This window comes from Arthrobacter sp. R-11, assembly GCF_049913155.1.
GTDB lineage: Bacteria > Actinomycetota > Actinomycetes > Actinomycetales > Micrococcaceae > Arthrobacter.
In genome coordinates, this window is record NZ_CP183979.1 from 4,033,508 (window position 1) to 4,058,327 (window position 24,820).

26 protein-coding genes and 1 pseudogene are annotated in these 24,820 nt (G+C 67.3%); 16 read left to right on the forward strand and 11 right to left on the reverse strand.

Going from position 1 to position 24,820, the window contains the following annotated elements; all coding sequences use genetic code 11:
* Positions 1-119: 119 nt before the first annotated feature.
* From ACN9M4_RS18350 to ACN9M4_RS18365, 4 genes and pseudogenes are all read left to right on the forward strand, one after another.
* A pseudogene (locus ACN9M4_RS18350) lies at positions 120-413 on the forward strand (class I SAM-dependent methyltransferase); the annotation flags it as partial.
* Positions 414-422: 9 nt separating this feature from the next.
* Positions 423-800, forward strand: a complete 378-nt coding sequence (locus tag ACN9M4_RS18355; RefSeq protein ID WP_426303577.1) for a hypothetical protein — start codon at positions 423-425, stop codon at positions 798-800.
* A 456-nt stretch (positions 801-1,256) separates the two neighbouring features.
* The gene (locus tag ACN9M4_RS18360; RefSeq protein WP_426300441.1) at positions 1,257-1,724 is read left to right on the forward strand and encodes a phosphotransferase; all 468 of its coding nucleotides are present in this window, start codon (positions 1,257-1,259) and stop codon (positions 1,722-1,724) included.
* A gap of 128 nt (positions 1,725-1,852) precedes the next feature.
* On the forward strand, positions 1,853-2,806 hold the full coding sequence (locus ACN9M4_RS18365) for a D-2-hydroxyacid dehydrogenase family protein (protein WP_426300443.1): 954 nt from the start codon (positions 1,853-1,855) through the stop codon (positions 2,804-2,806).
* A gap of 32 nt (positions 2,807-2,838) precedes the next feature.
* On the opposite strand, the gene ACN9M4_RS18370 is transcribed toward ACN9M4_RS18365, so the two are convergent.
* The gene (locus tag ACN9M4_RS18370) at positions 2,839-3,642 is read right to left on the reverse strand and encodes an IclR family transcriptional regulator (protein WP_426300445.1); all 804 of its coding nucleotides are present in this window, start codon (positions 3,640-3,642) and stop codon (positions 2,839-2,841) included.
* 121 nt (positions 3,643-3,763) lie between these two features.
* Here ACN9M4_RS18370 and ACN9M4_RS18375 point away from each other — a divergent pair, with 121 nt between their 5' ends.
* The 8 genes from ACN9M4_RS18375 to ACN9M4_RS18410 all read left to right on the forward strand — a co-directional run bounded on the left by ACN9M4_RS18375 (position 3,764) and on the right by ACN9M4_RS18410 (position 11,040).
* Positions 3,764-4,267 carry a tripartite tricarboxylate transporter TctB family protein gene (locus ACN9M4_RS18375; protein ID WP_426300447.1) on the forward strand — a complete coding sequence of 168 codons (504 nt, stop codon included), beginning with the start codon at positions 3,764-3,766 and terminating at the stop codon, positions 4,265-4,267.
* A gap of 2 nt (positions 4,268-4,269) precedes the next feature.
* A complete protein-coding gene (locus ACN9M4_RS18380) occupies positions 4,270-5,772 on the forward strand; it encodes a tripartite tricarboxylate transporter permease (protein ID WP_426300449.1) in 1,503 nt (500 codons plus the stop codon).
* A 49-nt stretch (positions 5,773-5,821) separates the two neighbouring features.
* Complete coding sequence (locus ACN9M4_RS18385) at positions 5,822-6,829, forward strand: tripartite tricarboxylate transporter substrate binding protein (RefSeq protein ID WP_426300451.1); 1,008 nt, start codon at positions 5,822-5,824, stop codon at positions 6,827-6,829.
* 40 nt (positions 6,830-6,869) lie between these two features.
* Positions 6,870-7,508: an RraA family protein gene (locus ACN9M4_RS18390; RefSeq protein WP_426300453.1), complete on the forward strand. Its 639-nt coding sequence runs from the start codon at positions 6,870-6,872 to the stop codon at positions 7,506-7,508.
* 65 nt (positions 7,509-7,573) lie between these two features.
* On the forward strand, positions 7,574-8,365 hold the full coding sequence (locus ACN9M4_RS18395; protein ID WP_426300455.1) for a DUF1932 domain-containing protein: 792 nt from the start codon (positions 7,574-7,576) through the stop codon (positions 8,363-8,365).
* Positions 8,366-8,464: 99 nt separating this feature from the next.
* On the forward strand, positions 8,465-9,802 hold the full coding sequence (locus ACN9M4_RS18400; RefSeq protein WP_426300457.1) for a TRAP transporter large permease subunit: 1,338 nt from the start codon (positions 8,465-8,467) through the stop codon (positions 9,800-9,802).
* 12 nt (positions 9,803-9,814) lie between these two features.
* Positions 9,815-10,063 (forward strand): hypothetical protein, encoded by a 249-nt coding sequence (locus tag ACN9M4_RS18405; protein WP_426300459.1) that lies wholly within the window; start codon positions 9,815-9,817, stop codon positions 10,061-10,063.
* On the forward strand, positions 10,060-11,040 hold the full coding sequence (locus ACN9M4_RS18410) for a cyclase family protein (protein WP_426300461.1): 981 nt from the start codon (positions 10,060-10,062) through the stop codon (positions 11,038-11,040). Before ACN9M4_RS18405 ends, ACN9M4_RS18410 begins: the two co-directional genes overlap by 4 nt.
* Before the next feature lie 381 nt (positions 11,041-11,421).
* Here ACN9M4_RS18410 and ACN9M4_RS18415 read toward each other — a convergent pair whose 3' ends face one another.
* The 7 genes from ACN9M4_RS18415 to ACN9M4_RS18445 are packed head-to-tail and all read right to left on the reverse strand — an operon-like array spanning position 11,422 to position 18,990.
* Positions 11,422-12,846, reverse strand: coding sequence for an NtaA/DmoA family FMN-dependent monooxygenase (locus tag ACN9M4_RS18415; RefSeq protein WP_426300463.1), 1,425 nt, complete (start codon positions 12,844-12,846; stop codon positions 11,422-11,424).
* A complete protein-coding gene (locus ACN9M4_RS18420; protein WP_426300465.1) occupies positions 12,843-14,018 on the reverse strand; it encodes an LLM class flavin-dependent oxidoreductase in 1,176 nt (391 codons plus the stop codon). The genes ACN9M4_RS18415 and ACN9M4_RS18420 overlap by 4 nt, the downstream gene beginning before the upstream one ends.
* Entirely contained in the window at positions 14,015-14,875 is an 861-nt protein-coding gene (locus tag ACN9M4_RS18425; RefSeq protein WP_426300467.1) for a DUF1684 domain-containing protein, read from the reverse strand. Before ACN9M4_RS18425 ends, ACN9M4_RS18420 begins: the two co-directional genes overlap by 4 nt.
* Positions 14,859-16,019, reverse strand: coding sequence for an LLM class flavin-dependent oxidoreductase (locus tag ACN9M4_RS18430; RefSeq protein ID WP_426300469.1), 1,161 nt, complete (start codon positions 16,017-16,019; stop codon positions 14,859-14,861). Before ACN9M4_RS18430 ends, ACN9M4_RS18425 begins: the two co-directional genes overlap by 17 nt.
* Positions 16,016-17,059, reverse strand: a complete 1,044-nt coding sequence (locus tag ACN9M4_RS18435; protein WP_426300471.1) for an ABC transporter substrate-binding protein — start codon at positions 17,057-17,059, stop codon at positions 16,016-16,018. Before ACN9M4_RS18435 ends, ACN9M4_RS18430 begins: the two co-directional genes overlap by 4 nt.
* Positions 17,060-17,071: 12 nt before the next feature.
* A complete protein-coding gene (locus ACN9M4_RS18440; protein WP_426300473.1) occupies positions 17,072-17,953 on the reverse strand; it encodes an amino acid ABC transporter ATP-binding protein in 882 nt (293 codons plus the stop codon).
* Positions 17,950-18,990 (reverse strand): amino acid ABC transporter permease, encoded by a 1,041-nt coding sequence (locus ACN9M4_RS18445; protein WP_426300475.1) that lies wholly within the window; start codon positions 18,988-18,990, stop codon positions 17,950-17,952. Before ACN9M4_RS18445 ends, ACN9M4_RS18440 begins: the two co-directional genes overlap by 4 nt.
* Positions 18,991-19,303: 313 nt before the next feature.
* Between ACN9M4_RS18445 and ACN9M4_RS18450 the strand changes: the two genes are divergently transcribed.
* Entirely contained in the window at positions 19,304-21,292 is a 1,989-nt protein-coding gene (locus ACN9M4_RS18450) for an FAD/NAD(P)-binding protein (protein WP_426300477.1), read from the forward strand.
* Positions 21,293-21,362: 70 nt separating this feature from the next.
* A complete protein-coding gene (locus tag ACN9M4_RS18455; protein WP_426300479.1) occupies positions 21,363-21,866 on the forward strand; it encodes a GNAT family N-acetyltransferase in 504 nt (167 codons plus the stop codon).
* Positions 21,867-21,879: 13 nt separating this feature from the next.
* On the opposite strand, the gene ACN9M4_RS18460 is transcribed toward ACN9M4_RS18455, so the two are convergent.
* Positions 21,880-22,068 carry a hypothetical protein gene (locus tag ACN9M4_RS18460; RefSeq protein WP_426300480.1) on the reverse strand — a complete coding sequence of 63 codons (189 nt, stop codon included), beginning with the start codon at positions 22,066-22,068 and terminating at the stop codon, positions 21,880-21,882.
* Between the two features lie 263 nt (positions 22,069-22,331).
* Here ACN9M4_RS18460 and ACN9M4_RS18465 point away from each other — a divergent pair, with 263 nt between their 5' ends.
* Complete coding sequence (locus ACN9M4_RS18465) at positions 22,332-22,955, forward strand: dihydrofolate reductase family protein (protein ID WP_426300482.1); 624 nt, start codon at positions 22,332-22,334, stop codon at positions 22,953-22,955.
* Positions 22,956-22,974: 19 nt separating this feature from the next.
* On the opposite strand, the gene ACN9M4_RS18470 is transcribed toward ACN9M4_RS18465, so the two are convergent.
* A complete protein-coding gene (locus ACN9M4_RS18470) occupies positions 22,975-23,553 on the reverse strand; it encodes a DinB family protein (protein ID WP_426300484.1) in 579 nt (192 codons plus the stop codon).
* A 244-nt stretch (positions 23,554-23,797) separates the two neighbouring features.
* On the opposite strand from ACN9M4_RS18470, the gene ACN9M4_RS18475 reads away from it, so the two are divergent.
* Positions 23,798-24,358, forward strand: a complete 561-nt coding sequence (locus tag ACN9M4_RS18475; RefSeq protein ID WP_426300486.1) for a dihydrofolate reductase family protein — start codon at positions 23,798-23,800, stop codon at positions 24,356-24,358.
* Between the two features lie 56 nt (positions 24,359-24,414).
* Here ACN9M4_RS18475 and ACN9M4_RS18480 read toward each other — a convergent pair whose 3' ends face one another.
* Positions 24,415-24,804: a tautomerase family protein gene (locus ACN9M4_RS18480; RefSeq protein WP_426300488.1), complete on the reverse strand. Its 390-nt coding sequence runs from the start codon at positions 24,802-24,804 to the stop codon at positions 24,415-24,417.
* Positions 24,805-24,820 lie beyond the last annotated feature (16 nt).

The following is a 24,820-nucleotide window of genomic DNA, read 5'->3' on the forward strand; positions in this document are numbered from 1 at the left end:
GATGTGCCTGGGGAGGGATCGCTGTGGGTGAGGTTGCTTACGGGTCATTGGCGTCGGTGTATGAGTGGCTGGTACCGGATGCTAAGGCGTCCCCGGCGGGGAATGCGCAGGCGTTCGAGATGGTGACGGCGGGGCTCGACCCGGGGGGACAGATCTTGGACTGCGCCTGCGGGATTGGGTTGCTGGCGGTGGGGCTGGCTGAGGCCGGGTTCCGAGTCACCGCGTGCGATGCCAGCCCGGCGATGGTCGAGCGGACCCAGGCGCTGGCTCGCGCTCACGGAGTCGAGGTATCGACGCGGGTTTGCCGCTGGGACCAGCTACCCAATCAAGGCTGGCCCGACCGGTTCGACGCTGTGTTGTGCGTCGGGAACTCGCTCGCGCACGCGGTCGGACGCAGTGGCCGGCGCGCCGCACTCGACGGCATGGCATTCGTGTTGGCGACGGGTGGGGTGCTGGCGCTGACCTCCCGCAACTGGGAGCAGATCCGCTCAGCCGGCAGCAGGCTGGACGTCTGGGACCGGCTCGTGGAACGCGCCGGCCGCAAGGCAGTGGTGGTGTACTCCTGGCGGGTGCCGCCTTCATGGGACGCCGAACACCACCTGCAGATCGCCGTGGCAGCACTCCAGGACGGTGACCAGTTGAAGGTGACGACCGAACTGCTGCCGATTTGGCCCTTCCACCACGAGGAACTCCTAGCCGATCTCGCGGCCGCAGGTCTAAGCCTCGCAGGGTCCACGTACGACGCGACCCAACCGAATTATCTCGTCACCGCTCAGCGACGCGCAGGGTTACCGACCTGACCCACATTCTCCTCATCTCGACGTCGCATGATCACCCCGTCCGCGTAAGACCGGACGGCCATGTAGCGTCCCGCTCAGGCACCGGCTTACGGGCAGTCAGACGCCCTCGCCGAAGACCGCTTGAAGCAGACAAAGCAGTTCGGTGAGCATCAACACCACGACGACGACTATGGCGGCTACGCCTATCGCGGCTGGGAAACGACCACCTGGGACGACACTCTGCCACCCCCGACCCCTAGGCTTGGATCATGTTGGACCAAGATAATCCGGAGATGCTCGACGACGCGATCTACCGGAAGTTCAAGCGCGCAGTGAGCGAAGCAGTACGGGAAGCTGCTTAAGGCGTGTTTGGTAAGTGGTCGGACTGTGGCCGTTCGTCGGCGTGGCGGTGATCGTAAGCATGCATCGCGGGAAAGTTCGGTGCATCAATGAACTGCCAGCTCCTAGGATGAGTGGGTGGACCTTTCGCATCTCGGCGCGCCGATCGGGCCGATGATTCGCGTCCACGGTGGGTTCGCCAACCGGATGTACCGACTCGACACCGACCAGGGGTCGTTCGCGGTGAAGGAGTTAAACCTCGTCGACCGCCGCTGGACCTATCGCGTTGAGGACGTGTTCAGGTTTGAGCGGGCGGCCTTCGCTGCCGGCATTCCGATGCCAGAGCCGATCTCGGCCAGCCACCATACGCTGGTTCACCGATGGGTCGAAGGCGAGAAGGTGCCCGAAGCGCCGGTGTCGGCGGCGTACGCGTTTGAGATCGGTGAGATCCTCGCGCGCCCTAGTGGTGAACGCGCGTTCCACGAAGTGACCGCGATACGGCTTGTGCGATCAGCCGATAGCAGCCGCGTATGCCATGCACTCTGCTCCCGCCCGCGTTCAGCGGCCGGGCCCCTGCTAGACCGATCAATTGTCCAGAACACTTAGGGGCACGAAGGCCGTGGTCCTGAGCGATCATGAGCCTCCACTGTTGTGCCCTTACAGGTTGGCACCCAACCCCGCACCATCGTGACTATCGTGGTCACCAAGGACGAACCCTCCCCCAAAGGAGCACCATGCGCCAGCGCCTCGCCATCCTCGATGACTACCAGGGTGTCGCCTACGACTATGCCCCCTGGGACCAGCTCACCACCGACGGCATCGACGTCGCCGTCTTCAGCGACCCCTTCGAGGACGAAGAAGACCTGGTCCAGGCGCTGCGCGAGTTCAGCATCGTGGTGGCCATGCGCGAACGCACCGCCTTCACCGCCGCCCGGCTCCACCAGTTGCCCAAGCTGAAGCTGCTGGTCACCACCGGCATGGCCAACTCGTCCATCGACATCGACGCCGCACGGAACCTCGGCGTCACGGTTTGCGGCACCGGCGGGTCCGCAGCAGCCGCACCGGAAATGACGTGGGCCCTGCTGTTGGCTGCCGCACGGAACCTGCAGTTCGAAGGCAACGCCATGCGGGCGGGCCGGCTGCAGAGCACCGTCGGTTTCGAGCTCGCCGGCAAGACTCTCGGCGTGCTGGGCCTGGGCAAGATCGGCACGAAAGTGGCAGGGTACGCGAAGGCGTTCGGCATGGACGTCATCGCCTGGAGCCCCAACCTCCACGAGGAAACCGCGGCTGCCGCCGGCGTCCGCAAGGTGAGCAAGGAGGCACTGTTCCGGGAGGCCGACGTCGTAAGTGTCCACGTGCGGCTCTCCGACCGCTCCCGCGGGGTGGTCGGCGAGGAGGAACTGCGGCTGCTCGGACCGGACGGGATCCTGGTCAACACCGCGCGCGGTCCCCTGGTGGACGGGGACGCTCTGCTGCGCGGGCTGAACGAAGGCTGGCTGGGAGGCGCCGCCCTGGACGTGTACGACGTCGAACCCCTCCCCGCGGACCATCCGCTCCTGGACGCGCCGCGCACCGTCCTGACCCCGCACCTCGGGTACGTCACCGCCGAAAGCTACACCCGCTACTACGGCGAGGCCTTCGAGGACGTCCGCGCATGGGCGCAGGGCAAGCCGGTGCGGGTGCTCTAGAAGCCGAGAAGCCGGTCGGGCGCCACGCCGCGCTAATAGACCGAACCCTGCAGCACTTCCGAGAGCCGGCCTGCCGCCCTGCGAAGCTCCGGAACTCCGGCCTTCATCCCGTCTTCCGTTGCGGTCTCCACCACGCTGGTGAAGGCGATCGACTCGCTGGGCCGCTCACGCCGGTTCGGCACAGCCACGGCCACCGAGAGCACGCCGGTGGCGCGCTCGTCCGCGGAATAGCTGTAGTCGACGCCGGGACCGGGCAGCCGCCCGCGCAGCTCCTCAACGCTGAAGCCGGCCTTCTCATGGCCGGCGGCGACGGCGGCACCCACCACTTCCTCCAGCTCACCGTCCGTGGCCGAAGCAATCAGGATCTTGCCGGCCGCGCCGACGGTGAGCGGCAGCCTCTTGCCCAGGGGAAGGTCGTAGCGGAGCGGGGACTCGCCGTCCACGCGCGCGATCAGGATCCGCTCGAAGCCAAGCCGTGAGTAGAGCGAAACGGTCATGCCTGTCTGGGCGGCAGCCTGCTGGAGGATCGGGCGGGCCGCCACCACCAGTGGATCGTTCTCCAGGAAGCTGCGCGCCGCGGGCAGGACCGCGGGGCCGATCCGGTATGACTTGTCGGTCTGGCTGACCATGCCGAAATCCTGCAGCACCCGCAGGATACGCAGGGTGGTGGGCGGGCTCATGCCGCACGCCCTGGCCAGGTCGCTCAGGCGCTGCGGCCTTTCAGCGCGCTGGAGTTCGGCGAACACTTCCATCGCCCGGGACAGCGAGCGCATGTTCGCGGCCTTCTGGCCATCGTCGGCAGCAGAGGCGGCGGAGTGAGTCGAGGCGACCGTCATTGTTTCATTCTATGTAATTTCCTTGCGCTTGACAGACCATGTGGCGGCTGTCACTATTTCTACAGACGCAATGGTCTTTCATTCTATGAAATGATCTTTCCCCCAGTGTTAGAAGGAATCGATGACAACGGAGTCACTAACCGCCAAGCCGAAGCAGGCAACCCATGTTGCACCCACGGTGCTCGCGGGCATCGCTGCCTTTGCCGCCGTCGGCGTGTACGTCCTGGTGAGTTCAATCGGGCTCGGCCTCTGGACATCCCTGGGTCCGGGCGCCGGACTTTTCCCCTTCGCCATGGGCGGGGTGCTGGTGGCGATGTCGGCCATCTGGCTGGTCCAGGAGCTTAGGCAGCCCAGCGAGACGGCCGAAGGCGTCGACCGCAGCCTGGTGCTCGCCGTCGTCGTGAGCCTCGTGGTCCTGGCCGCCGTGCTGGACCTGGTCGGCTTCCAGCTGAGCATGTTCCTCTTCCTGCTGTACCACCTGAAGATCCGCGGCCGCAGGAACTGGCTGGTCTCCCTGATCATCGCGTTTGCCGGAAGCGTTGGGGCGTTCTACGCCTTCAACTACGGGCTGAACGTCACCCTGCCCACTGCGGGAATCTCCCTGTTGAACTCGATCGGACTCTAGACGTGGACACCCTTAACGAACTGATCGGCGGCTTCGCTGCTGCCATGACATGGCAGAACCTGGTCTTCGCTTTCCTGGGCTGCCTGCTGGGCACCATCATCGGCGTACTCCCGGGCATCGGCCCGGTTGCCGGCGTCGCGCTGCTCATCCCGCTCACCATGAACCTGGACGCCACGGGCGCCATCATCATGCTCTGTGCCATCTTCTACGGCACGGCCTACGGCGGAACGATCACCAGTGTCCTGCTGAACACCCCGGGTGAGGCGGCCTCGGCGATCACCACGATCGACGGCTACGCCATGACCAAGATCGGCAAGGCCGGAGCCGCCCTCACGATTGCCGCCGTGGGATCCTTCGTGGGCGGAACCATTGCCACGCTGGGTCTGGTGGCCGCGGCCAAGCCCCTGGGCGAGATGGGCCTGCTGGTCGGCCCGCCGGAGTTCTTTGCCCTGATGGTTGTCGGCATCTCCTTGCTGGTCGCCCTCGCGGGCAAATCCATGGTCAAGGCGGTTATGTCAGGGGCACTCGGCCTGCTGATTTCCATGGTGGGCATCGACCCCGTGGCGGGCGCACCCCGCTTCACCTTCGGGTCCGACAACCTGCTGGACGGCGTCAGTTTCGTGGCCGTGATCGTGGGCGTCTTCGGACTCTCGGAGATCCTTTCGTACCGCAAGGACTCGGCTGCCTCCGTTGTCCACGCCCCAGGTCTGCGGTCCCTGCTCCCGAACCGCAGCGAATGGCGCCGCAGCGCCCCCTCGATGGCCCGCGGCACCGGCATCGGCTTCGGCCTCGGCCTCATCCCGGGCATGACCGGTTCGGTGTCCTCGCTGCTGGCCTATGTTGCCGAGAAGAAGTTCTCGAAGCACCGCAACGAGCTGGGCCACGGAGCCATTGAAGGCGTGGCGGGCCCGGAAACGGCCAACAATGCCCACGCCAACGCCGCGCTGATCCCGCTGTTCACCCTTGGCATCCCGGCATCTCCGACCATCGCCGTCCTCATGGGCGCATTCCTCCAGCAGGGCCTGGTTCCCGGACCGACCCTGTTCACGGAACACTCTGAAGTGGCCTGGGCCATCATCGCCAGCCTCTTCATCGGCAACCTGCTCCTGCTGCTGCTGAACGTTCCCCTGGTGGGCCTGTGGACCTCGATCCTCCGGGTGCCCGCCCCCATCCTCACCGCCCTGATCCTGCTCTTCATGGTCATCGGCGCCTACACCATCAACTTCAACGTCTTCGATGTCTTCGTCATGATCGGCTTCGGCCTCCTGGGCCTCGCGCTGCGGCACCTGGACATTCCGCTGGCCCCGATGGTCCTGACCCTCGTGCTCGGTCCGCTGATGGAACGCTCGCTGCGCGAATCACTCGAAATCTCACAGGGCGACTTCGGCGTCTTCCTCAACCGCCCCATCGCGGCGGTGCTGATCGGCGTCGGTGTCCTCATCGTGCTCAGCCCGCTCCTGAAGCTGCGCAAGCCCAAGGCCCTCATCGAAGACCCCGAAACCTAAGCCATCCCCTGCACAACCCCCAGCACAACCCCTTCAAAGGAGAAGAACCATGCCCCGTACACGCATCGCCGCAACCGCCTTTGCGGCTGCAGCACTCATCGCCCTCACCGCCTGCGGCAGTAACGCCGGCGCCTCCGGCTCGGCCACCGGCAGTGATTTCCCGAAAAAGGGAAAGTCGATTGAACTGATCGTCTCCTTCTCTTCGGGAGGCGCGGTGGATACCGCCGCCCGGCTCGTGCAGCCGATCCTGGAGAAGGAACTCGGAACCAACGTCGAGGTGGTCAACAAGCCCGGCGCAGGCGGGCAGATCGGCTACACCCAGCTGACCAGTTCCAAGCCGGACGGCTACACCATCGGCGCCACGGGCTCCCCGTCCGTGGTCGTCTCTCCGCTGGACCCGGCCCGTGGGGCCAAGTACAACCGCAGCAGCTTCCAGCCGCTCGGCCGCCAGGTCATCGACCCCACCGTGATCGCGGTCCAGCCGGACAGCCCCTACAGGACGCTCAAGGAACTCCTTGACGCTGCCAAGGCCAGGCCGAAGTCGATGACCGCCAGCACCACCGGGCTGCAGACCGGCGAACACTTCGCCTTGGCACAGATCCAGGAAGACACCAGCGCCGAATTCGCCCCCGTGCACTTCTCCGAAGGCGCGTCCCAGGCCACCACTGCCTTCCTCGGAAGGCACGTGGACATCCTGGTGGCCAACGTCAGCGACGTGACCGACCTGTCCAAGCAGGGCAAGGCCCGCGTCCTGGGCGTGATGTCCGCCGAGCGTGCGCCGTCGCTGCCGGACGTCCCCACCTTCAAGGAATCCGGCTACGACCTCGAAGCCGGGACCGTGCGCGGCTACTCCGCCCCGGCGGGGCTGCCCGACGCTGTGGCCAAGAAGCTCGAAGCCGCCCTGCAGAAGGCCATCGAAGACCCCGCCGTGGTCCAGAAGATGAAGGACCTCGGCCTGCAGACCAGCTACATGTCCGCCGCCGACTACGCACAGTTCTGGGCAGGACAGGAGGAGGACTTCAAGAAGGTCCTCCCCATGGTCCAGAAGAAGGACTAGAGCCCACCCGCCCGCCAAGCCGACAAGAAAGAGGCCCATCATGACCACTCCCGTCCTCGAGGACATCGACGCAGACTTTCCCCGCCCCCACCGGGAACTGATTGAGCGCCTCGCCAAGCTGCCGGCTGCCAACATCGGCGACGCCATGGACCGCCTCGGCGTCGCGGATTCCGCCATCCAGGCCATCTGGCCCGGCGCCCGCCTCGCCGGGCCGGCCTTCACAGTGTGGGTCCGCCCCGGGGACAACCAGGGCATCCACCGCGCGCTGCAGCTCGCCCGCCCCGGCGACATCGTCGTCGTCGCCGGGGGCGGTGACGAGTCCCGTGCATTGCTGGGCGAGCTCATCGGCGAACGTGCCATCAACCAAGGAATTGCCGGGTTCGCGCTGGACGGCGCGGCCCGCGACGCCGAAACGCTGGGTGAGATCGGCATGCCGGTCTTCGCCCGGGCCACCACCCCGGCGGGCCCCTACAAGAACGGTCCCTCCCGCCTGGGAACCGCGATCTCCTTCGGCGGCGTCCCGGTCCTGCCCGGCGACATCATCATCGGCGACTCCGATGGCATCGTCATCATCCCCCAGGCCCAGGCAGGCGTCGTCGCGGAAGCGGCGGAAGCCGTGTTCGCCGACGAAAGCAACCGCCGCGGGGCCATCATCGCCGAGCGGCGTCCAGGGAACTAACCCGCCATTCACGCAGGCCGGCACCGACCAGCCGGCACCGCAGAACAAAGAAAGACTGAAGATTCATGACAGCGTGCACCGTCATCGGCCTCGGTGAGGCCGGAGCCACCTACGCGGCAGCCCTCGTCGCGGCCGGCCACACCGTGACGGGTTTCGACCCCGTCGCACCCGCCACACCCGCTGGCGTCATCAGGGCGAACACCGCCGCCGAAGCCTGCGTCGGTGCCGACATCGTCCTCGTCCTGACCGGCGCCGCGGCAGCCCGGAGCGTGGCCACTGAATGCCTGCCCGTCCTGCCATCGGGCAGCACCTACGCAGACTTCACCTCGTCCTCCCCCAGCGTCATGAGCGAGCTGGGGGCGTCGGCCGGACACGCACTTTTCGCCGACGTCGCCATCCTCGGTCCCATTCCCACCCAAGGCGCCAAGACCCCGCTCATGGTGAGCGGACCCGGGTCCCAAGCGGTCGCCGGACTGCTCGCCCCGCTCGGCGCCGACGTCGAAATCGCCGACGGCGAGCCGGGGGCAGCCATGGCCCACAAGCTGCTGCGCAGCGTCTTCATGAAGGGCCTGGCCTCAGTGGTGGTCGAAGCCGTAACCGCCGGACAGGCAGCGGGCCTGGAGGACTGGATCCGCGGCCAGATCGCCCGCCAGCTGGCCGGCGACGGGCAGGCCGTCATCGACAGGCTGCTGACCGGCACCGCCAAGCACGCCTCGCGCCGGTCCAAGGAAATGCAGGACACCGCGGCCTACCTGACCGCAGACCTCAAAGTCCCCGCGGAGATGACCACGGCCTCCGCCAGCGCGCTCGTACGCATGGCAGGACACCCCGTGGAAGCCGCTGCGGCCTTGCGCTGACCTTGGCGTCAGGCTGACCTTGGTATCAGGAAGAATTCAGGACAGGAACCACCCGGTGTATCCCTCAAAAGCAACAAGCCACCCCTCAGGAAGCACAGCATGATCGGCATCTGGGCACTAGGCGCCTATCTGGCAGTCATCTTGCTTTGGACGACGCTGTTCAAGCGAAGCGTCGGGGAAGCCATGATCCTTGGCTTCGTGGCGGTGCTCCCTTTCACCGGAAGCGCCGCGCTGCAGGTTGGCTGGTCCGCGTTCTATTCGGCTATGACCGATGAAATCGTCTACGCGACCATGGCGTTTGTCTTCATGGGCTACCTGCTGGACAAGGCCGGGGTGCTGGATCGCCTCATCGACCTCCTCAATTCCCTGATCGGCGGAGTCAAGGGCGGGCCGGCGTGGGTGTCCACCGTTGCCTCCGCCAGCCTGGGCGGGGTGGTCCACAACCAGGCGGCCATCGCGGCCACGGTCGGTTCCGTCACCATCCCCTGGATGGAAAAGTCGCGGCTGGACAAGGCCTCGGCCGCCACGCTCGTGGCGGGCAACGCGGGCATGGGCATCACGTTCCCCTTCAGCGCATCCATGTTCGTCCTGGTGGGCTCCGCCACGGTAGGGCCGATGCTGGACGTCAACAGCCTCTTCCTGCCCCTGCTCATCGGCGGCCTATGGTGCTTCCTGCACAGGCTCATCGTCACCTGGCTGGCCATCCGCCGGAGCGGCATGGAGCCCCTGGACGCCGCACACCGCCTGCCCTTCCGGACTGCCGTGCGGCAGGGCTGGGCGACGCTGCTGTTGTTCGCCGTCGTCGCCGTTCCGCTCATCATCACCTCGGGTTCCATCGCCACAGCCCTGTCCGACTGGACCGGCAGCGACGTCACCAAGGCCCTCAGCGTCATCGTGTGGATCCCCGTGGTCCTCATCCTCACCGGCGCCCTGCTGGGCTGGAACCGCCTGCCGCGCAGCGGAAACGACTGGTGGACCCTGCTGCGGGATTCCGCTCCGCGGTTCGGCGTGGTCGGCGTGACGGTGCTCTTTGCGTTCGCCGGGGCGAACGCCCTCGCGGCCACCGGGCTTCCCAAGCAGATGACGGCGCTGCTTACGCAGCTGAACCTGCCTGTCTGGCTGCTGGCCATCCTCATCGGCATGATCGTCATCGCGGTGGCGGCACCGCTGTCCGCGACGGCGACCATGGCCGCCGTCGGGACGGTCGGGGTGGCTACGCTCGTGGCGGCGGGTGTTCCGGCGACGACGGCCGCCGTCGCCGTCCTGATCTTTTCGTCCTGCGAAGCGGCAGTTCCGCCGGGCGGCGCGCCCCTGTACGTGGCCTGCGGCATCGCCGACGTGAACCCCCTCAAGACCTTTGTCCGCCTGTTCACCCACTACGCCCTGCCGCTGCTGGGCATCGGGGTACTGGTCGCCATCGGCGTCCTGCCAATCTAAGGAGCCAAAACCATGCAGCAGGCCAGACGAGCCATCCAAGCAATCTTTGTCATCACCCTCGCGGTGGCGCTCCTCGGCGGCGCGCTCTTCGTGGCGGGGCAGGCCCTGGCACTGGTCCTCGGGCAAGGGCCCTGGCTGGAATTCCTCAACGAATCCCTCAAGGCGCCGATCTGCATCGCCGCCTCGATCTGCGCCGTCGCCGGGTTCCTCCTCAGTTACGGGGCACGCCGGAAGCAGCCGCAGGAGGCGCACTCACGATGAGCACCGCCCTCGGCTACCCCAGCTTCGCCGAACTGCTCGACCGGGACGGCATGCTCGCCGGAACCTCGTGGGGACTGTTTCCGGACCCCGGGCGCGGGACTCCTTCCTTCATCAGCGCCGAGGACGTCCTGCAGGCCCGGAACTGCATCAGGACCGGTGCGGTATTCGGCCTGGACTACGCCGCCGATGCGTTCGATCCGGGCATGTCGCTCAAGCGCGGCGCACCCACGCACACCATCTACTCCTCCCATCCGGCCCACCGCGACGACTTCCTGGACGGGTACTACCTGCAGGGCTCCAGCCAGATCGACGGCCTGCGGCACCGCAGGGCGGACGACGTCGGCTTCTACAACGGCACCCCGGACGACAGGATCCGTGAAGGCACCCCGGACCTCGGCATCCAGGTGTGGGCCGAGGAACCAATCGTCGGCCGCGGCATCCTGGTGGACCTCGACGGGTACCGCAAGGCCCAGGGTGCTCCCATCGACCACGTGAAGGGTGAGGCTCTCGGACTCGACCAGATCCAGGCCGCCCTCGAAACTCAGTCGCTGCAGTTGCGCCCGGGCGACATCTTCATGCTCCACACCGGCTGGTGCGAGTGGTTCCTGGAACTACCGGCCGAGGAGAAGCAGCGCCAGCGGGCCAGCCGCCGCGCCACGGGTGTGGCACAGTCACGGGACTTCGTCGCCTGGGCTTGGGACAACCGGCTGGCACTGCTCGCCGCGGACAACTTTGCCTTCGAATGCCTGCCCGCGGTTCCCGGCAGCCCGTACTCTTCCTCGGCCTTCAACGATCACGGCATGATGCACCAGCAGTTCCTGGCGAAGCTCGGGATGCCGCTGGGCGAACTGTGGAGGCTGGGACCGCTCAGCCGCCACATGGGCAGCACCGGCAGCTGGGACGCCCTCCTCAGCATCAAGCCGCTGAACATCACCGGCGCCACGGGCTCACCGGCCAACGTCACGGCATTGACGTAGCCGGGTGGCGACGGCGTCCCACTGGTTTTGTGTGTCAGTTGCCCTACTGTCCCGGGGCCCGGTAGGACGGCGTCTTCTTAGCGGCTTCGTCGATGTCTTGCCCGGGCCCGGCGCCTCATCCAGTGAAACGGGGCGACTCGCCCCGTTAGCGCAGAAGCTATTCCTCCGGCCAAGGGCAGTCAATATGCCTCCGTCGCCTCGCAGGCGGGGCTGTCCGTAAACGAAAAGGGCGTCCAGCACTGATGTGCTGGACGCTCTGTCTCGTGAGATGAATCGAAGCCGAAAGTTACAGCCACTGCTCCCGCACAGTCAGCTGCAGCCTCACCGCCTCCTCGCTCCAAAGCGAGTCGCCGACGTCGGCCACCTCCTCGCCCGCCCGGCTCACCTGGCGCTCCCGGCAGTTGCCGGGACCAGCTCCGGTGACCGCTCCGGCGTCGCGAGCCCAAGGTTTTCGCGGAGGGTGCTGCCCTCATATTCCGTGGGGTAGACGCCGCGTTCCTGTAGTTCAGGGACGAGGTGGTTCACGATGTCGTCCAGGCCGCTCGGGATGATCCAGGGCGAGATGTTGAAGCCGTCCACGGCGCCCACGCGGGCGTACTCGGCCAGGGTGTCCGCCACGGAGCTGTAGGAGCCGGTGAAGGTCGAATCGATGCGGGCGGTCCTGGAGCTCACGAACTGCCGGATGGACCAGCCGTTTTCCTTGGCCTCGGCACGCCACTGCGCCGCGAGGTCTCGGGCCTTGGCACCGTGGAAGCCGCTACCGCGGGTCTCGGAGGTCGTTTCCACCACGGGGTCGATGTCCGGCAGCGGACCGTCCGGGTCGAAGGAGGACAGCTCGCGGCCCCAGAACTGCTCCAGGTACGCGATGGCCTGCTGCGGGCCGATCTGCAGGCTCCGCACCCATTCCTTTTTCTCCCGGGCTTCCTCATCGGTGGCACCCAGGATGAACTCGCTGGCGGGCATGATCTGCACCTCGTTGGCGCCGCGGCCGGCCGCAACAGTCCGGGCCACGATGTCCTCGCGGAACTTCACCGCAGCCTCGAACTTCGGGTGGGCGGAGAAGATGACGTCCGCCTGGCGGGCCGCGAAGTCGCGGCCTTCCGGGGAGTCGCCGGCCTGGAACAGCACCGGCCGGTACTGTGCACTGCGCGGCAGTCGCGGGGTCACGTCCACCGTGTAGTGCTGCCCCTCGTGGAGCACCCGCCGGGCGTGTCCGGGCACGGCCCAGGAATCCGCCGAGGCCGACGCCGCAACAGCGTCATCTTCCCACGAGTCCCAGATCCGCTTGGCCGTCTGCACGAAGGCCTCGGCGTGCAAGTAGCGGTCCGCGTGGTCCAGGTAGCCGCCGCGGCGGAAGTTGGCGCCGGTCCAGGCGTTGTCCGTGGTGACCACGTTCCAGGCCGCGCGCCCGCCGGAGAGCAGATCCAGGGAGGCCAGGCGATGGGCCAGGTCCGCGGGATCGTTGTAGGTGGTGTTCTGGGTGGCCACCAGGCCGATGTTCCGCGTTACCGAAGCAAGCGCGGCAAGCATGGTCTGGGCGTCCGGCCGGCCGGCCACGTCAAGGGCGTGCGGCCGGCCCAGATGCTCGCGCAGGCGCAGGCCCTCACCCAGGAAGAAGGCGGCGAACAGACCACGTTCGGCGGTCTGGGCGATCCTGCGGAAGGACTCGAAGTCGGTCTGCGAGCCGGCCTCCGGGGTCTTCCAGATGGTGCCGGAGTTAACCCCTTGGAAGAACACGCCGAACTGGATCTTGCCGGAAGGCTGGAATTTAGCACGGCCGTGCTGCTTCGAATTTTCCTGGCTCATGCGATTTCCTCAGTCTTGGTGTTGTAGCGGTTTTCCGGCCGTTCCAGGCCGAGCAGCTCGCGGAAAGTGCCGCCGGAGAGGGCAGGCCGCAGCACGCCGCGGCGGCGCAGTTCCGGCAGCACCAGCTGCGCCAGTTCCTCCAGCTCCACGTCCAGTACGGCGGGGTGGATGCGGACACCGTCGGCGGACGCGAGCAGCTCCGCGAGGAACTCCGCGAGCCCCGCGGCGGTTCCCACGAAACGCGCCCGCGGGCTCTCCCACGCCGTGAAGGCATCCAGCTCGGCGAGCCGCGCGGCGGCGGACTGGCCCCGGGAGTCCAGTACGACGTCGAGCTCGGCGATGACCGCCGGGCCACCCTCAACAGGGCCGCCAGCCAGGCCGCCCCCAACAGCGGCCAGGTTGGCGCGCACCTCGGCGGCTTCGGCCGCGAGGAGTTCAGGCGTCGGGGCCGAGACCAGCACGGCATCCACCCCGGACGGCAGCAGCGGACCGTCCACGGACACCAGCGACGCCGGCGCCAGCACGGGCAGCTGCCCCTGCAGCGGGCGCGGAATGATGGACGGTCCCTTCACGGAGTAGGCCTCCCCGGGGAACCCGGCCGGCGTCTCGAAGTCGGCGTAGTGCAGCTTGTCGACGTCCAGGTAGCGGCCGCTGGGGACGTCGCGGATCACGGCGTCGTCCTCCCAGGAATCCCAGAGCCTGCGGCCCACCTCCACGGACGCGGCCGCCTCATGCGCCAGGGCGCCTTCCGAAGCAGCAGTGCGCCCGACGGCGGCACCCTCCCGGGCGTCTTCGCTCGCCTTGACGAGCCAGCCGCCGCGGCCCCCGGACACGTAGTCCAGGCTGGCCAACTGGGTGGCGACGTGGAAGGGCTCGGTGTAAACGGTGTCCACCTGCGGGACCAGGGCAATGGAGCCGGTGACGGGTCCGGCGAAGGCCGCGCGCTGCAGGGCGTTCAGGCGGCCCGCAACATCGCTGCCATCCGGCAGCGGTCCGTCCGCGAAGGTCGCAACGTGGAAACCGGCGGACTCGGCCGCGAGGACGGTGTCCTTGATTCGCTCACCGTTCAGCAGTTCGTCCGGGGTGTGGCGGGCCTTGCGCCAGGCGGCGGGGTGGGCTCCATCGCCGTCCAGCTCCAGCGCGAGGAAACCGGCGTTGGAAGAGAGAGTCACGGGGTCTGCCTTTCGTAAGGGATCTTTTCGCCGGCTTCGATGGCCACGGGCAGCCGGTTTTCGGCCGGCGGCAGGGGGCAGGTGGCCAGGTCGGTGTAGGCGCAGGGCAGGTTGACCGCCCGGTTGAAGTCGAGCAGCACGGAGCCGTCCCCCGCGGGGATAACCGTGAGCGAACGGTTGGCCGCGTAGGTGGTCTTGCCCGAGGTGGCATCGGTGAACAGCACCGAGAGCGTGCCCGGCGCGTGGCCGTTGAAGGCGGTCAGCGACAGCTCCCGGCCGTCCAGGCTGAAGCGGATCTCGCCCGGCGCCTCGTAAACGTGCTGGATGCCCTCGACGGCGGCACCCACCGTGGTGGTGCGCGGCTCGGCGAACGGCACGTACGTTCCGGCGACGGCGAAGGCTGGGTCCGGTTCGTAGGCCGGGGTGCCGCGGTATTCGTTGAGCAGCGGGTTGCGCGGGTCCCGCGGGCGGACGATGTACTCGCCGCCGCGCTTGGCGAGCTCGATGACCGTGTCCCCCGCCCGCAGGTTGATGCCGGCGCGTTCGGCGATGGGGCCGAAGCTGAGGCGGCTTCCGCCGTCGGCATCCGAGCCGGCACCGTTCAGTTCCCGGCCGTCCCGCCGGAGGCTTTCGCCTTCCTCCAGGATCACGGTGACGACGTCGTTGACCACGCTCCAGGTTCCCGGAACCCCGGCGAGGCGCTGCGGCGTGCCGTCCAGCCAGTGCAGGTGGGAGACGGCGAGGAAGCCGTGTGGATCGGCGAGGTGGCGTTCGTGGGCGGCGTGCCAGTCAGCCCATTCGGCGGCGAAGGCCGGGCTGGTTTTCGGGGTGGAAAGAATGTCAGTGGGTGAAGGCATTGTTGCTCCTATGGATGGCATGGTCTCGTTCGACGGCGGCCGCAGCATCGGGCTCGGTGGCGCCGACAGACTCAGGGCGCCGCCCGTACGGATCCGCGGATTCCCACAGGGTGGTGGGAGCCGCGGAGCGGACCGCCGGGATGACGTCGAGGGCGAAGCGTTCAAGGATCTCCAGCTGCTGCGCGAACGGCAGCGTGGTGGGCAGCGAAATGGACTGCAGATCGTGGCCGTAAAGCTCGTGGTAGCTGAGGATCTTGTCGACCACCTGTTCCGGGCTGCCCACGAGGGCCGGCCCTTCGGCCACGGCGTGGTCGATGTCCCGGAACGGCGAATTGTTGCCCGGGACGTTCCGCCCGGCAGTCAGGGCCTCGTACACCGGGCCGAACTGCCGTTTGGCTTCCTGGGTGGTGTCCGCGATGAACACCCCGCCCGCACCGCTGCCGGAGCCAACGTACTGGTGCCGCGGATCGTGGCCGTGGCGTTCGTATTCCGCGCGATAGTGGTCGAGCAGGACCTTGTAGTTCTCCCGCGGCTGGATGGCGTTCGCGGTGAACAGGGGATCGCCCCATTGGGCCGCCAAGGCTGCGGAGGTCAACGTTGTGGCAGAGCCGTGCCAAATCCGGGGCGAACCCGCGAAGGGGCGCGGCGTCGTGGTGGTTTCCTCCGTCAAGGCGGACCGGAAGCGCCCGGACCATATGACGTTTTCCTCGCGCCACAGCCGCCGCAGCAGCCCGTACTTCTCGGCCAGGAGGTCCCATTGGTCATCCAGCGACAGCCCGAAGAGCGGGTACTGCAGCACCTCGTTGCCCTTGCCGATCACCAGTTCCAGCCGGCCCCGGCTGAGCTGGTCGATCGTGGCATAGTCCTCGGCCACCCGCACCGGATCCAGCACGGAGAGCACGGTGACGCCACTCTGCAGCCGGATGCGGCTGGTGACGGCCGCGATCGCGGCGAGGACCGTCGTCGGGGATGAAGAGATGAACTCCCCGGCGTGCCGCTCCCCCACCGAGAAGCTGTCATAGCCCAGTTCCTCGGCCTTGCGGGCGGTTTCCACCACCTGGTTGAGCCGTTCCGCAGTCGAGACGATCTGCCCGGTGATGGGGTTCTTCAGGTGCGGGATGATGTCCAGGATCTGGAACTTCATGACTTCGTCCCGGCCTGCGCCGAAGCCTTTGTGGCAGCCTTTGTCGCAGCGAAGTTCGCCTCGGTGATGGTCTTCGACTCCGGAACGGCTTCCTCGGACAGGCCCCAGCGGTTCAGGACCTCGGCGTAGGAACCGTCTTTGATGGCCGAGTTCAGGGCGTCGGTGATGGCGGGCGCCAGGCCGTTGCCCTTCAGGGTGGTGGCCGCCACGAGGGTTTCCGACGGCCAGCCGGCGTTGACCTTGCCCACCACTTTGAGGTCGTCGCGGGTGTTTTCCCGGTACGTCGTTGAGGGATAGGGGCCGATGTTCAGGTCCGTGCGTCCGGAGGACAGGGCCAGGATGGTGTCGGCCTCGGAGGAGTAATACTGCAGGGTTGCGGGCGCTTTTCCGCGCGCCTCGAGCTCCTTGTTCCAGGCCAGGAGGATCTTCTCCTGGTTGGTGCCCGAGCCCACGGAGACCTTCAGGCCGGAGATGTCGTCCGCGCCCTTGATGTTGTAGTTCGAGGACTTCTTGGCCTCGAAGCCCATGAAGGCCGCCCGGTAGCTGGAGAAGTCGAAGAGCTTCACGCGGTCCTTGTTGATGCCCACGTTGGAGAACACGGCCTCGACGTCGCCGGACTGGGTCTTCAGCGGCCAGTTCTCCCAGGAGGTGACCTGCAGGTCCAGCTCGAGTCCCAGTTTGTCGGCCACGAGCTGGGCGATGTCCGTTTCGACGCCGATGGGGGTCTTGTCATCCGTGGCGTGGAAGGACAGCGGGATGGAACCCGCCGTGGTGGCGACGGTGAGCTTGCCGTCCTTGCCGATCAGCTGCGGCACCTTGGCCGCCGCGGCGGCGTCCTTCTCGGCACGGATCCGGTTCTGCTCCGGCGAGGTGTTGTAGACGACGCCGTTGCGGGCCGCCGTCGTCTGTGCGCCGGAGCCGTTGCTGGCGGACGCCCCCGGATCGGAGCAGCCGGCCAGGACCGGAACGACGACGGCGGGCAGCACAGCGAGCGCCAGGAGCTTGGTTTTGCTGCGTGTACGGGAGGTGGTGCGAAGCATTGTGGCGGGTCCTCAGATGTTGAAAGCCGGTTCGATGACTTTGGAGAAGAAGCTGCGGGTGCGGGGTTCGCGCGGATTGGTGAAGATGTCCTGGGGGCTGCCCTGTTCCACGATCTGGCCCTCGTCCATGAACACCACGGTGTCCGCGACGTCCCGGGCGAAGCCCATCTCGTGGGTGACGATGATCAGGGTGGTGCCGGAGGTGGCGAGCTCGCGGATCACATCCAGGACCTCGTTGACCAACTCCGGGTCCAGGGCCGAGGTGGGCTCGTCGAACAGCAGGATCTTCGGGTTCAGGGCGAGCGCCCGGGCGATGGCCACGCGCTGCTGCTGGCCACCGGAGAGCTGGCGCGGGTAGGCGCCGGCGCGGTCCTTCAGTCCCACGCGGTCCAGGAGTTCCAGCGCCCGTTTCCGGGCTTCCTCCTTGGACTTGCGCAGTGCCTTTTCCGGACGCAGGGCGACGACGGGTGCTTCCGCCACGTTTTCCAGTGCGGTGAGGTGCGGGAACAGGTTGAAGTTCTGGAACACCATGCCGATGTCCGTGCGCTGCTTGAGGATGTCCTTCTCGCGCAGTTCGTGCAGCTTGTTGCCACGGAGCTGGTAGCCCACCAACTGGCCGTCGATGGTGATGTAGCCGCCGTCCACCTTCTCCAAGTGGTTGATGGTGCGCAGCAGGGTGGACTTTCCGGAGCCGGACGGGCCCAGGATCACGGCCACGCCGCCGGGCGGCACCGTCAGGGACACGCCTTTGAGGACTTCGGTGGCACCGAAGCTCTTGCGCACATTGGTGATTTCCACGTGGCCCCGGCTCGCGGAGGGCGAGCCGGCAGCGGGAGCCGCGGGCGCCGTCGTCAGGGTTTCTGCGGTTGAAGTTGCGGCGACAGCGGTGCTCATCGGATGTTCTTCCTGTCAACAGTTGCGTGCGTGGCGAAGAAGCGGCGGACCTTCTGCAGCGGAGTCAGCGGCAGGTTCCGGACGGCGCCCTTCGAGTAGTGGCGCTCGATGTAGTACTGGAAGACGCTCAGCACCGAGGTGATCACCACGTACCAGAGCGTGGCCACGAGCAGCAGCGGGAGAACCTGCTGGGTGCGGTTGTAGATGACCTGCACCGTGTAGAACAACTCCGAGTAGGCCAGCACGTAGACGATCGAGGTGCCCTTGACCAGACCGATGATCTCGTTGAAGGCCGTGGGCAGGATGGCGCGCATGGCCTGCGGCAGCACGATCCGGGTGGAGCGCCGCCAGGCCGGAATGCCCAGCGCGGCTGCGGCTTCCAGTTGGCCCTGGTCCACGGAGAGGATGCCGCCGCGGATGATCTCGGCCGAGTAAGCGGCCTGGTTGAGCGTCAGGCCCAGCACGGCGGCGGCGAACTGGCTGATGAGCGTGGTGGTCTGGACTTCGAAGAAGCGGACGTCCGTGAACGGGATGCCGAGGCTGATCTTCTCGTACAGGTAGCCGAGGTTGTACCAAAGCAGCAGCTGCACCAGCAGCGGGGTGGAGCGGAAGATCCAGGAGAACGTCCAGGACACCCCCACCAGCAGCGGCGAGGCCGAGAGCCGCATGAGCGCCAGCCCGAAGCCGAGCACGAAACCGAGCGCCCCGGAGATGGCCGTGAGCTTGAGGGTCTCGACGAGCCCGTTCACCACGGACTGCGCGGTGAACCATTGCGCCACCACACCCCACTCCCAGCGCGGGTTCGTCGCCAGGGACCACAGCACCGCGGCGAGGCCCAGGGCCACGAGCACGGTGCCCACCCAGCGGCCGGGGTGCTTGGCCGGGACGAGCTTGTAGTTGGAGTAGTCGACGGCGGCCGGCTGCGGTTGCCCGCCGTCTGCGCTTGATGCCGGGGTGAATTCCGCGGCGACGGCGGACGCCGGCCTGCCTGCGGTTGACGGTGCGGACTGCGCCACCGTGGTTGCTGTAGAACTCATGCGCCACCTCGCTTCGGATCGATTGTTGGCTATCGGATGGCTGCCAATCTAGGGGCGCTGCGGAAACGGCTGCAAGGCGGTCATTTGCACTTCTTCACGGTGCTTCTTGGCGCTTCACGGCCTGTCACAGAGCGCCATATGAATGCCGTTCATTGCGTCTTTTGACGCCCCTTTGACGCCCCTTTGACGCGCTGTGACGCGGGGTGACCGGCCGTGACCAGCTCCTCGACCGGGGCCGTGGATGGTCCCTAGGCTCAGGTTCTACCCGGCCCGTTCCGCCGGCCTTCCACCGTTTTCCGACAGGAGTGTGCACATGCCCGCAGACATCCCCGCGATCGTCTTCATCGGCGGCGGACCGCGCACCGCGGGCGTGCTGGAAAGGCTGGCCGCCAACCGGCCGGAGCTCTTCGCGGGCCCCGTGGACATCCACGTGGTGGAGCCGCACGAGCCGGGCTCCGGGAGGATCTGGCGCTATGACCAGACCCCAGGGCTGCTGCTCAACTCCATGGCCGCGGATATCACCATGTTCACGGACGGCTCCGTGCTGTGCGAGGGCCCGGCCGCCGACGGGCCTGGCCTGATTGGCTGGGGCGCCGGGGTCGTGGACGGTTCCATCCGCGACGTGCCGCCGCTCGAGCCGCACATCCTGGAGCAGCTGCGCGCGCTGACGCCGGCCACCTTCCCCACCCGGCAACTGCAGAGCAAATACCTGGAGTGGTTCTTCCGCCGGGCCGCCGCAGCCCTCCGTTCCTCGGACAACGGACCCGGCGCCACGGTGACCGTGCACCGGGACACCGCCACCGGCGTCGAGCCTGTTCCTGACGGCGGCGCGTCCGACGGCGGCGCGTCCGACGGCGGCGTGCGGCACCGGGTGAATCTCGCCTCCGGGGCGGTTTTAGAGGCGGATTTGGTGGTCTATTCGCTGGGCCACACCGATTCGCTGCCGGACGCCGAGACGGCCCGCCTCTCGGACTTCGCCGGCCGGCACGGCGGCTTCCACGCGGCGCCGTCCTACACCACCGACGTCGACTACTCGGCGATCGGTCCCGGTCAGGACGTGATCGTGGCGGGGATGGGCCTGGCTTTCGTGGACCTGCTGGTGCTGCTGTTCGAGGGCCGCGGCGGCCGCTTCGAGGACCAGCCCGACGGCAGACTGCGCTATGTGCCCTCGGGTGCCGAGCCGCGGGTCTGGGCCGGTTCGCGGCGCGGGGTGCCGTACCACTCCAAGATTTCCTCGACCTTCCGCGGCGAAGCCACCGGTGCGCCGCGCTACTTCACGGCCGACGCCGTCGGCGCCCTGCTGGCCGACCACGCCGAACTGGATTTCCGCACCCAGCTCTGGCCGCTGATCGCCAAGGACGCCGGGCACGCCTACTACCGGGAGCTCTTCGCATATCCGGAACGCGTGAACGGCAGCTGGGCGGAGTTCGAGGCCCGCTTCGACGCCCTCGACTGGTACAGTCACGGCCGCGAGGAGCTGGTGGCCCGGGCCGTTCCGGATCCGGCGCTGCGCCTGGACCTTGAGGCACTGGACCAGCCCTTCAGCGGCTGCGCCTTCGCGGACCACGCCGCCGTGCAGTCGGCCGTGGCGAACTACATCCGGCGGGACGTGGAACTGCGGGACGGCCCGGACCATTCGGAGACGCTCGCCCTGTTCATGGCGCTGCTCAAGGTGTACATGGACCTGGGACGGCTCATCCCGCAGGAACGGCTGAACTCCCGCTCGCAGCAGGCAGTGCACGGCTGGTGGCACGGATTCTTCAGCTACGTGGATTCCGGGCCGCCGCCGCACCGGTTGCGGGAGATGCTCGCCCTGCACGACGCCGGGCTGCTGCATTTCCTGGGCCCCGGGACGTGGGTGCGCCCGGATGAGTCCTCGGGCCGTTTCGTGGCCGGCTCTTTCCAGTCGCCCGTGCTGGTGGACGCCGCGGCGTACATCGAGGCGCGGCTGCCGTCGCCGTCGGTGGAGCGTTCGGCGAACCCGGCCCTTGCGGATCTGCACGACGCCGGCCGCGGCACCGAGCAGCGGCTGCTCACCGCGGATGGGCCGCACTCCACGGGCAAGCTGCTGGTGTCCGGCGCTCACGAGGTGCTGGCGCCCGACGGCGGTCCGCAGCCAGGGCTGTTCGCGATCGGACCGTGGACGTCCGGGTGGGGTGCCGGTGCGTTCGCCCGGCCCAACACCAACGCCGCGCCGTTCCGGGAGAATGATGCCTTGGCGCGAACGATCCTCGGAAGCCTCGTGTCCCGTCCCCTGTCCCCCGCCCATCCTTTGTCCCCCGCCCAACTAGCTCGCAGTTAATGTCGTTTTGGGGGCTCAAAACGACAACTACTGCCAGTCAGTTGGGCTGGCCCCGCACGAAAGGAATGCCATGACCACAACGCCCACCCGGCCGACGTCGGGCGTGAAAGTCCTCAGCCTGCCAATGCACGATCCGCGGGTCAAGCCGCTCCTGGAGGAGCTCGCCGTCGAGTACTCCACCCGTTACGGGAACCTGTTCGGCAACGTCGAGGACGAGCTCAAGCGCTACCCCGCCGAAGAGTTCGCCGCACCGCACGGCGCGTTGCTCATCCTGCAGCAGGATGGCGAATCGGTGGCGGGCGGGGCCTTCCGCCGCTACGACTCGCACACCGCCGAACTCAAGCGGATCTGGACGCATTCGGCGCACCGCCGTCGCGGCCTGGCCCGCCTGGTCCTCGCGGAACTGGAGGCCGAGGCCTCCCGCCGCGGCTACCGCCGGATCTACCTGACCACGGGCCCGCGGCAACCCGAGGCCAAGAACCTCTACCTCGCCACGGGTTACGCCCCGCAGTTCGACCTCGACGCCGACCCCGAGGAGATCAAGCACCTCGCCTTCGTGAAGAAGCTGGGTTAGTGAAGAAGCTGGGTTAGCCGAACCAGCCGGAGGCCGTGGCGACAAGAAAGAAAATTCCGATGACCATGTACATGAATCCCACGAACTTGAGCGTCGGAACATCGGCCACAGTGAATGAGAATCCGGCGGCCACGAGAATCAGGAGCTGCAACCATTCCGGTGCCCTGAGCGCGGCGATCGCGGCGGAAAGGAATATGAACACAAGGAAGCCCCGGTGGAGAGCCCTGGCGGGCTGGGGTATTTCGATGAAAAGGCGCTTGATGAGACGAAGGGTTCCGATTGCCCCTCCTGTCTATTGGCAAGGGCTCCAGCAACACGAGCCTCACTGGACCAGCACGCTGCCGTGAGGCCCTCCCTGGCGCAGGCCTTGGATAATGGGGTGGGCTGTTGTCTCGGCGCTGCTTGTGTGCCAGCCTCGGAATGATCCCGCCGGGTCGACGACGGGCAACTGCAAAGGAGCACGGCATGGGACTGATCCATATCGATTTGTTCACGACGCTCGACGGCGTGGCACAGGCGCCCGGCGGGCCGGAAGAGGACACGGACAACAGCTTCGCGTTCGGCGGCTGGCAGGCGCCGCTCATTGACGACGTCGTCGGCGCGCAGATCGCCGAGGGCATGGAGGGTATGGACGCCCTGCTGCTGGGGCGCCGGACCTACGACATCTTCGCCTCGTACTGGCCGCATCAGAGCGGCTTCATCGCGGAGCTGTTCAACCGCATCCCGAAGTACGTGGCCTCGCGTCTGGACCCGGACCTCGAATGGGCCGGCTCCACGCTGCTCGGTCCCGATGTCGCCGCCGCCGTCGAGGAACTACGCGGCCGGCATGGGAACGTCCACGTGATCGGCAGCCTGGACTTCGTGCAGACCCTGTTCTCGGAGAAGCTCTTCGACCGGCTGAATCTCTGGGTGTACCCGATCCTGCTCGGACGTGGGAAGAAGGTCTTCGCCGATGGCGTGGTTCCGAGCAACCTCAAGCTCATAGAGCCGGTGGTCGCCTCGCCGATGGGAGCGGTGATGCAGCGCTACGAGCTGCTCGAGGGGACGCCGGGAACGGGAGATATGTCCGAGGTGGTCGGAGAGGGCTAGGGCGAATCGCCGCCCCTGCTCACTTCCCCGCATCCCGCGCCGCGGCCTCGATCCGGGCACGGTGCAGCGCCCATTCCTCGGCGCTGCGCCCGGTCAGGTTGGGGTCCTCCGACCCGTTGCCCGCCGTGCCGTCGATCAGTTCGCGCAGGATGTCCGCATGGCCCAGGTGCTGCGCCGTTTCCGAAATCATGTGGATCAGGATCCTGTGCAGCGTCACGTTCCGCTTCTCTTCCGACCACCACGGCACGACGCCGGGCGCGTCCAGGGGGAGCTGGTCGATGGTGGCGTCGCTGTGGGCGGCGGAGAAGTGGTGCAGCTCGATTACGCTTTCCAGGCTCTCCTCCGCCGGAACCCACAGGTCGGCGTCGGGTTCGGCACCATCTGCCAACCAGGGAAGTTCACGGCCGCTGGGCCGGCCGAACACCCCACTGAAGTAGTCCAACTGCACGCTGGCCACATGCTTCACGAGGCCCAAGAGATTGGTGCCGGTGGGCGTCATCGGCCGGCGGACGTCGTACCCGTTCAGCCCGTCCAGCTTGGCCAGCAGTTCCTTCCGCCCGGCGCTCAGGTAGTGGTGCAGGGTTGCTTTCTCGTCCATGGGCGCACCCTACCGCAGCCGGGGCTCAGGCGGCCACGGCCGCCCCCCCGCCTCGGCCGTCCCCCGCCGCGGCCGTCCCCACCACGGCCGCTGGCGCGCGCATCCGCGAGCTGGAGGTTCGGCTCGGATTCACCTTCGACAGTACCGAGTCCCGGACGTCCCTGTCCGGTCGCGCTCCTCTGGTACAGCCTGCACCGCGCCCAGGGCTGATGCAGGACGGCATGCCACGGCGTACCCTCGGGTCATGGCCAAGCTGATCTACACCGCGATCATGTCCCTGGACGGATACACTGCCGACGCCGAAGGCAACTTCGACTGGAGCGCGCCGGACGAGGAAGTCCATGCCTTCGTCAACGAACTTGAGAAGCAGGCCGGCACCTATCTTCTGGGGCGCCGGATGTACGAGGTCATGGCCTGGTGGGAGGATCTGGACACTGCCGGCGAACCCCAAGCCATCAAGGACTACGCCGACATCTGGCACGCGGCGGACAAGATCGTGTACTCCACGTCCCTGGACCAGCCCACCACCGCGAAGACGCGGATTGAAAGAACGTTCGACGCTGGTGCCGTCCGGGCACTGAAAGCCTCGGCCGAGCGGGAGCTCTCCATCGGCGGCGCCGCTTTGGCGGCCGAGGCCGTCAAGGCGGGCCTCGTGGACGAGTTCCGCTTCTTCCTCAACCCGGTCACGGTGGGCGGCGGCAAGCGGTTCCTACCGGACGGCGTCGGGCTCAAGCTCGAACTGCTGGATGAGCGCCGCTTCGGCAACGGTGTGGTCTACCTCCGGTACCGGAACCGAAACAGCTAGGCGTCGTCCCGAGGGTCCCACTGCGAGCTTGCGAGCGTTGGGAAGGGACCTACGCGCTAGGTCCGCACCTTATAGTCGAGGTTGAGCTCGTCCCCGGGCAGGCCGCGGATGCCCCAGTCGTGGCGCGGCGTTTCAATCAGCACGATTTCGAGATCGTTTGCCGCGATTCCCAGGACCGTTTCGAATCCCTCGAACAGCGCCCGGTAGAAGCTCTTCTTCGTCTCCACTTCACGGCCTTCGAACAGGATCCCCTCGATGATCGTGTACCGCTCGCTCCGGGAATCCGGATAGATGAAAGATTCGGCGTCCAGGGGAATGAAGCGGTGGAAGCGTTTGTCAGCAGGCAGCCCCAGCACGCCCACCGAGGCCGCATGCAGCACATCGGAAATCTGCTGCCGGTTCCCTGCCAGCGATTCGGCCTGACCGTAGATCTTGAATTGAGCCATGGCACCAGTGTGCCAA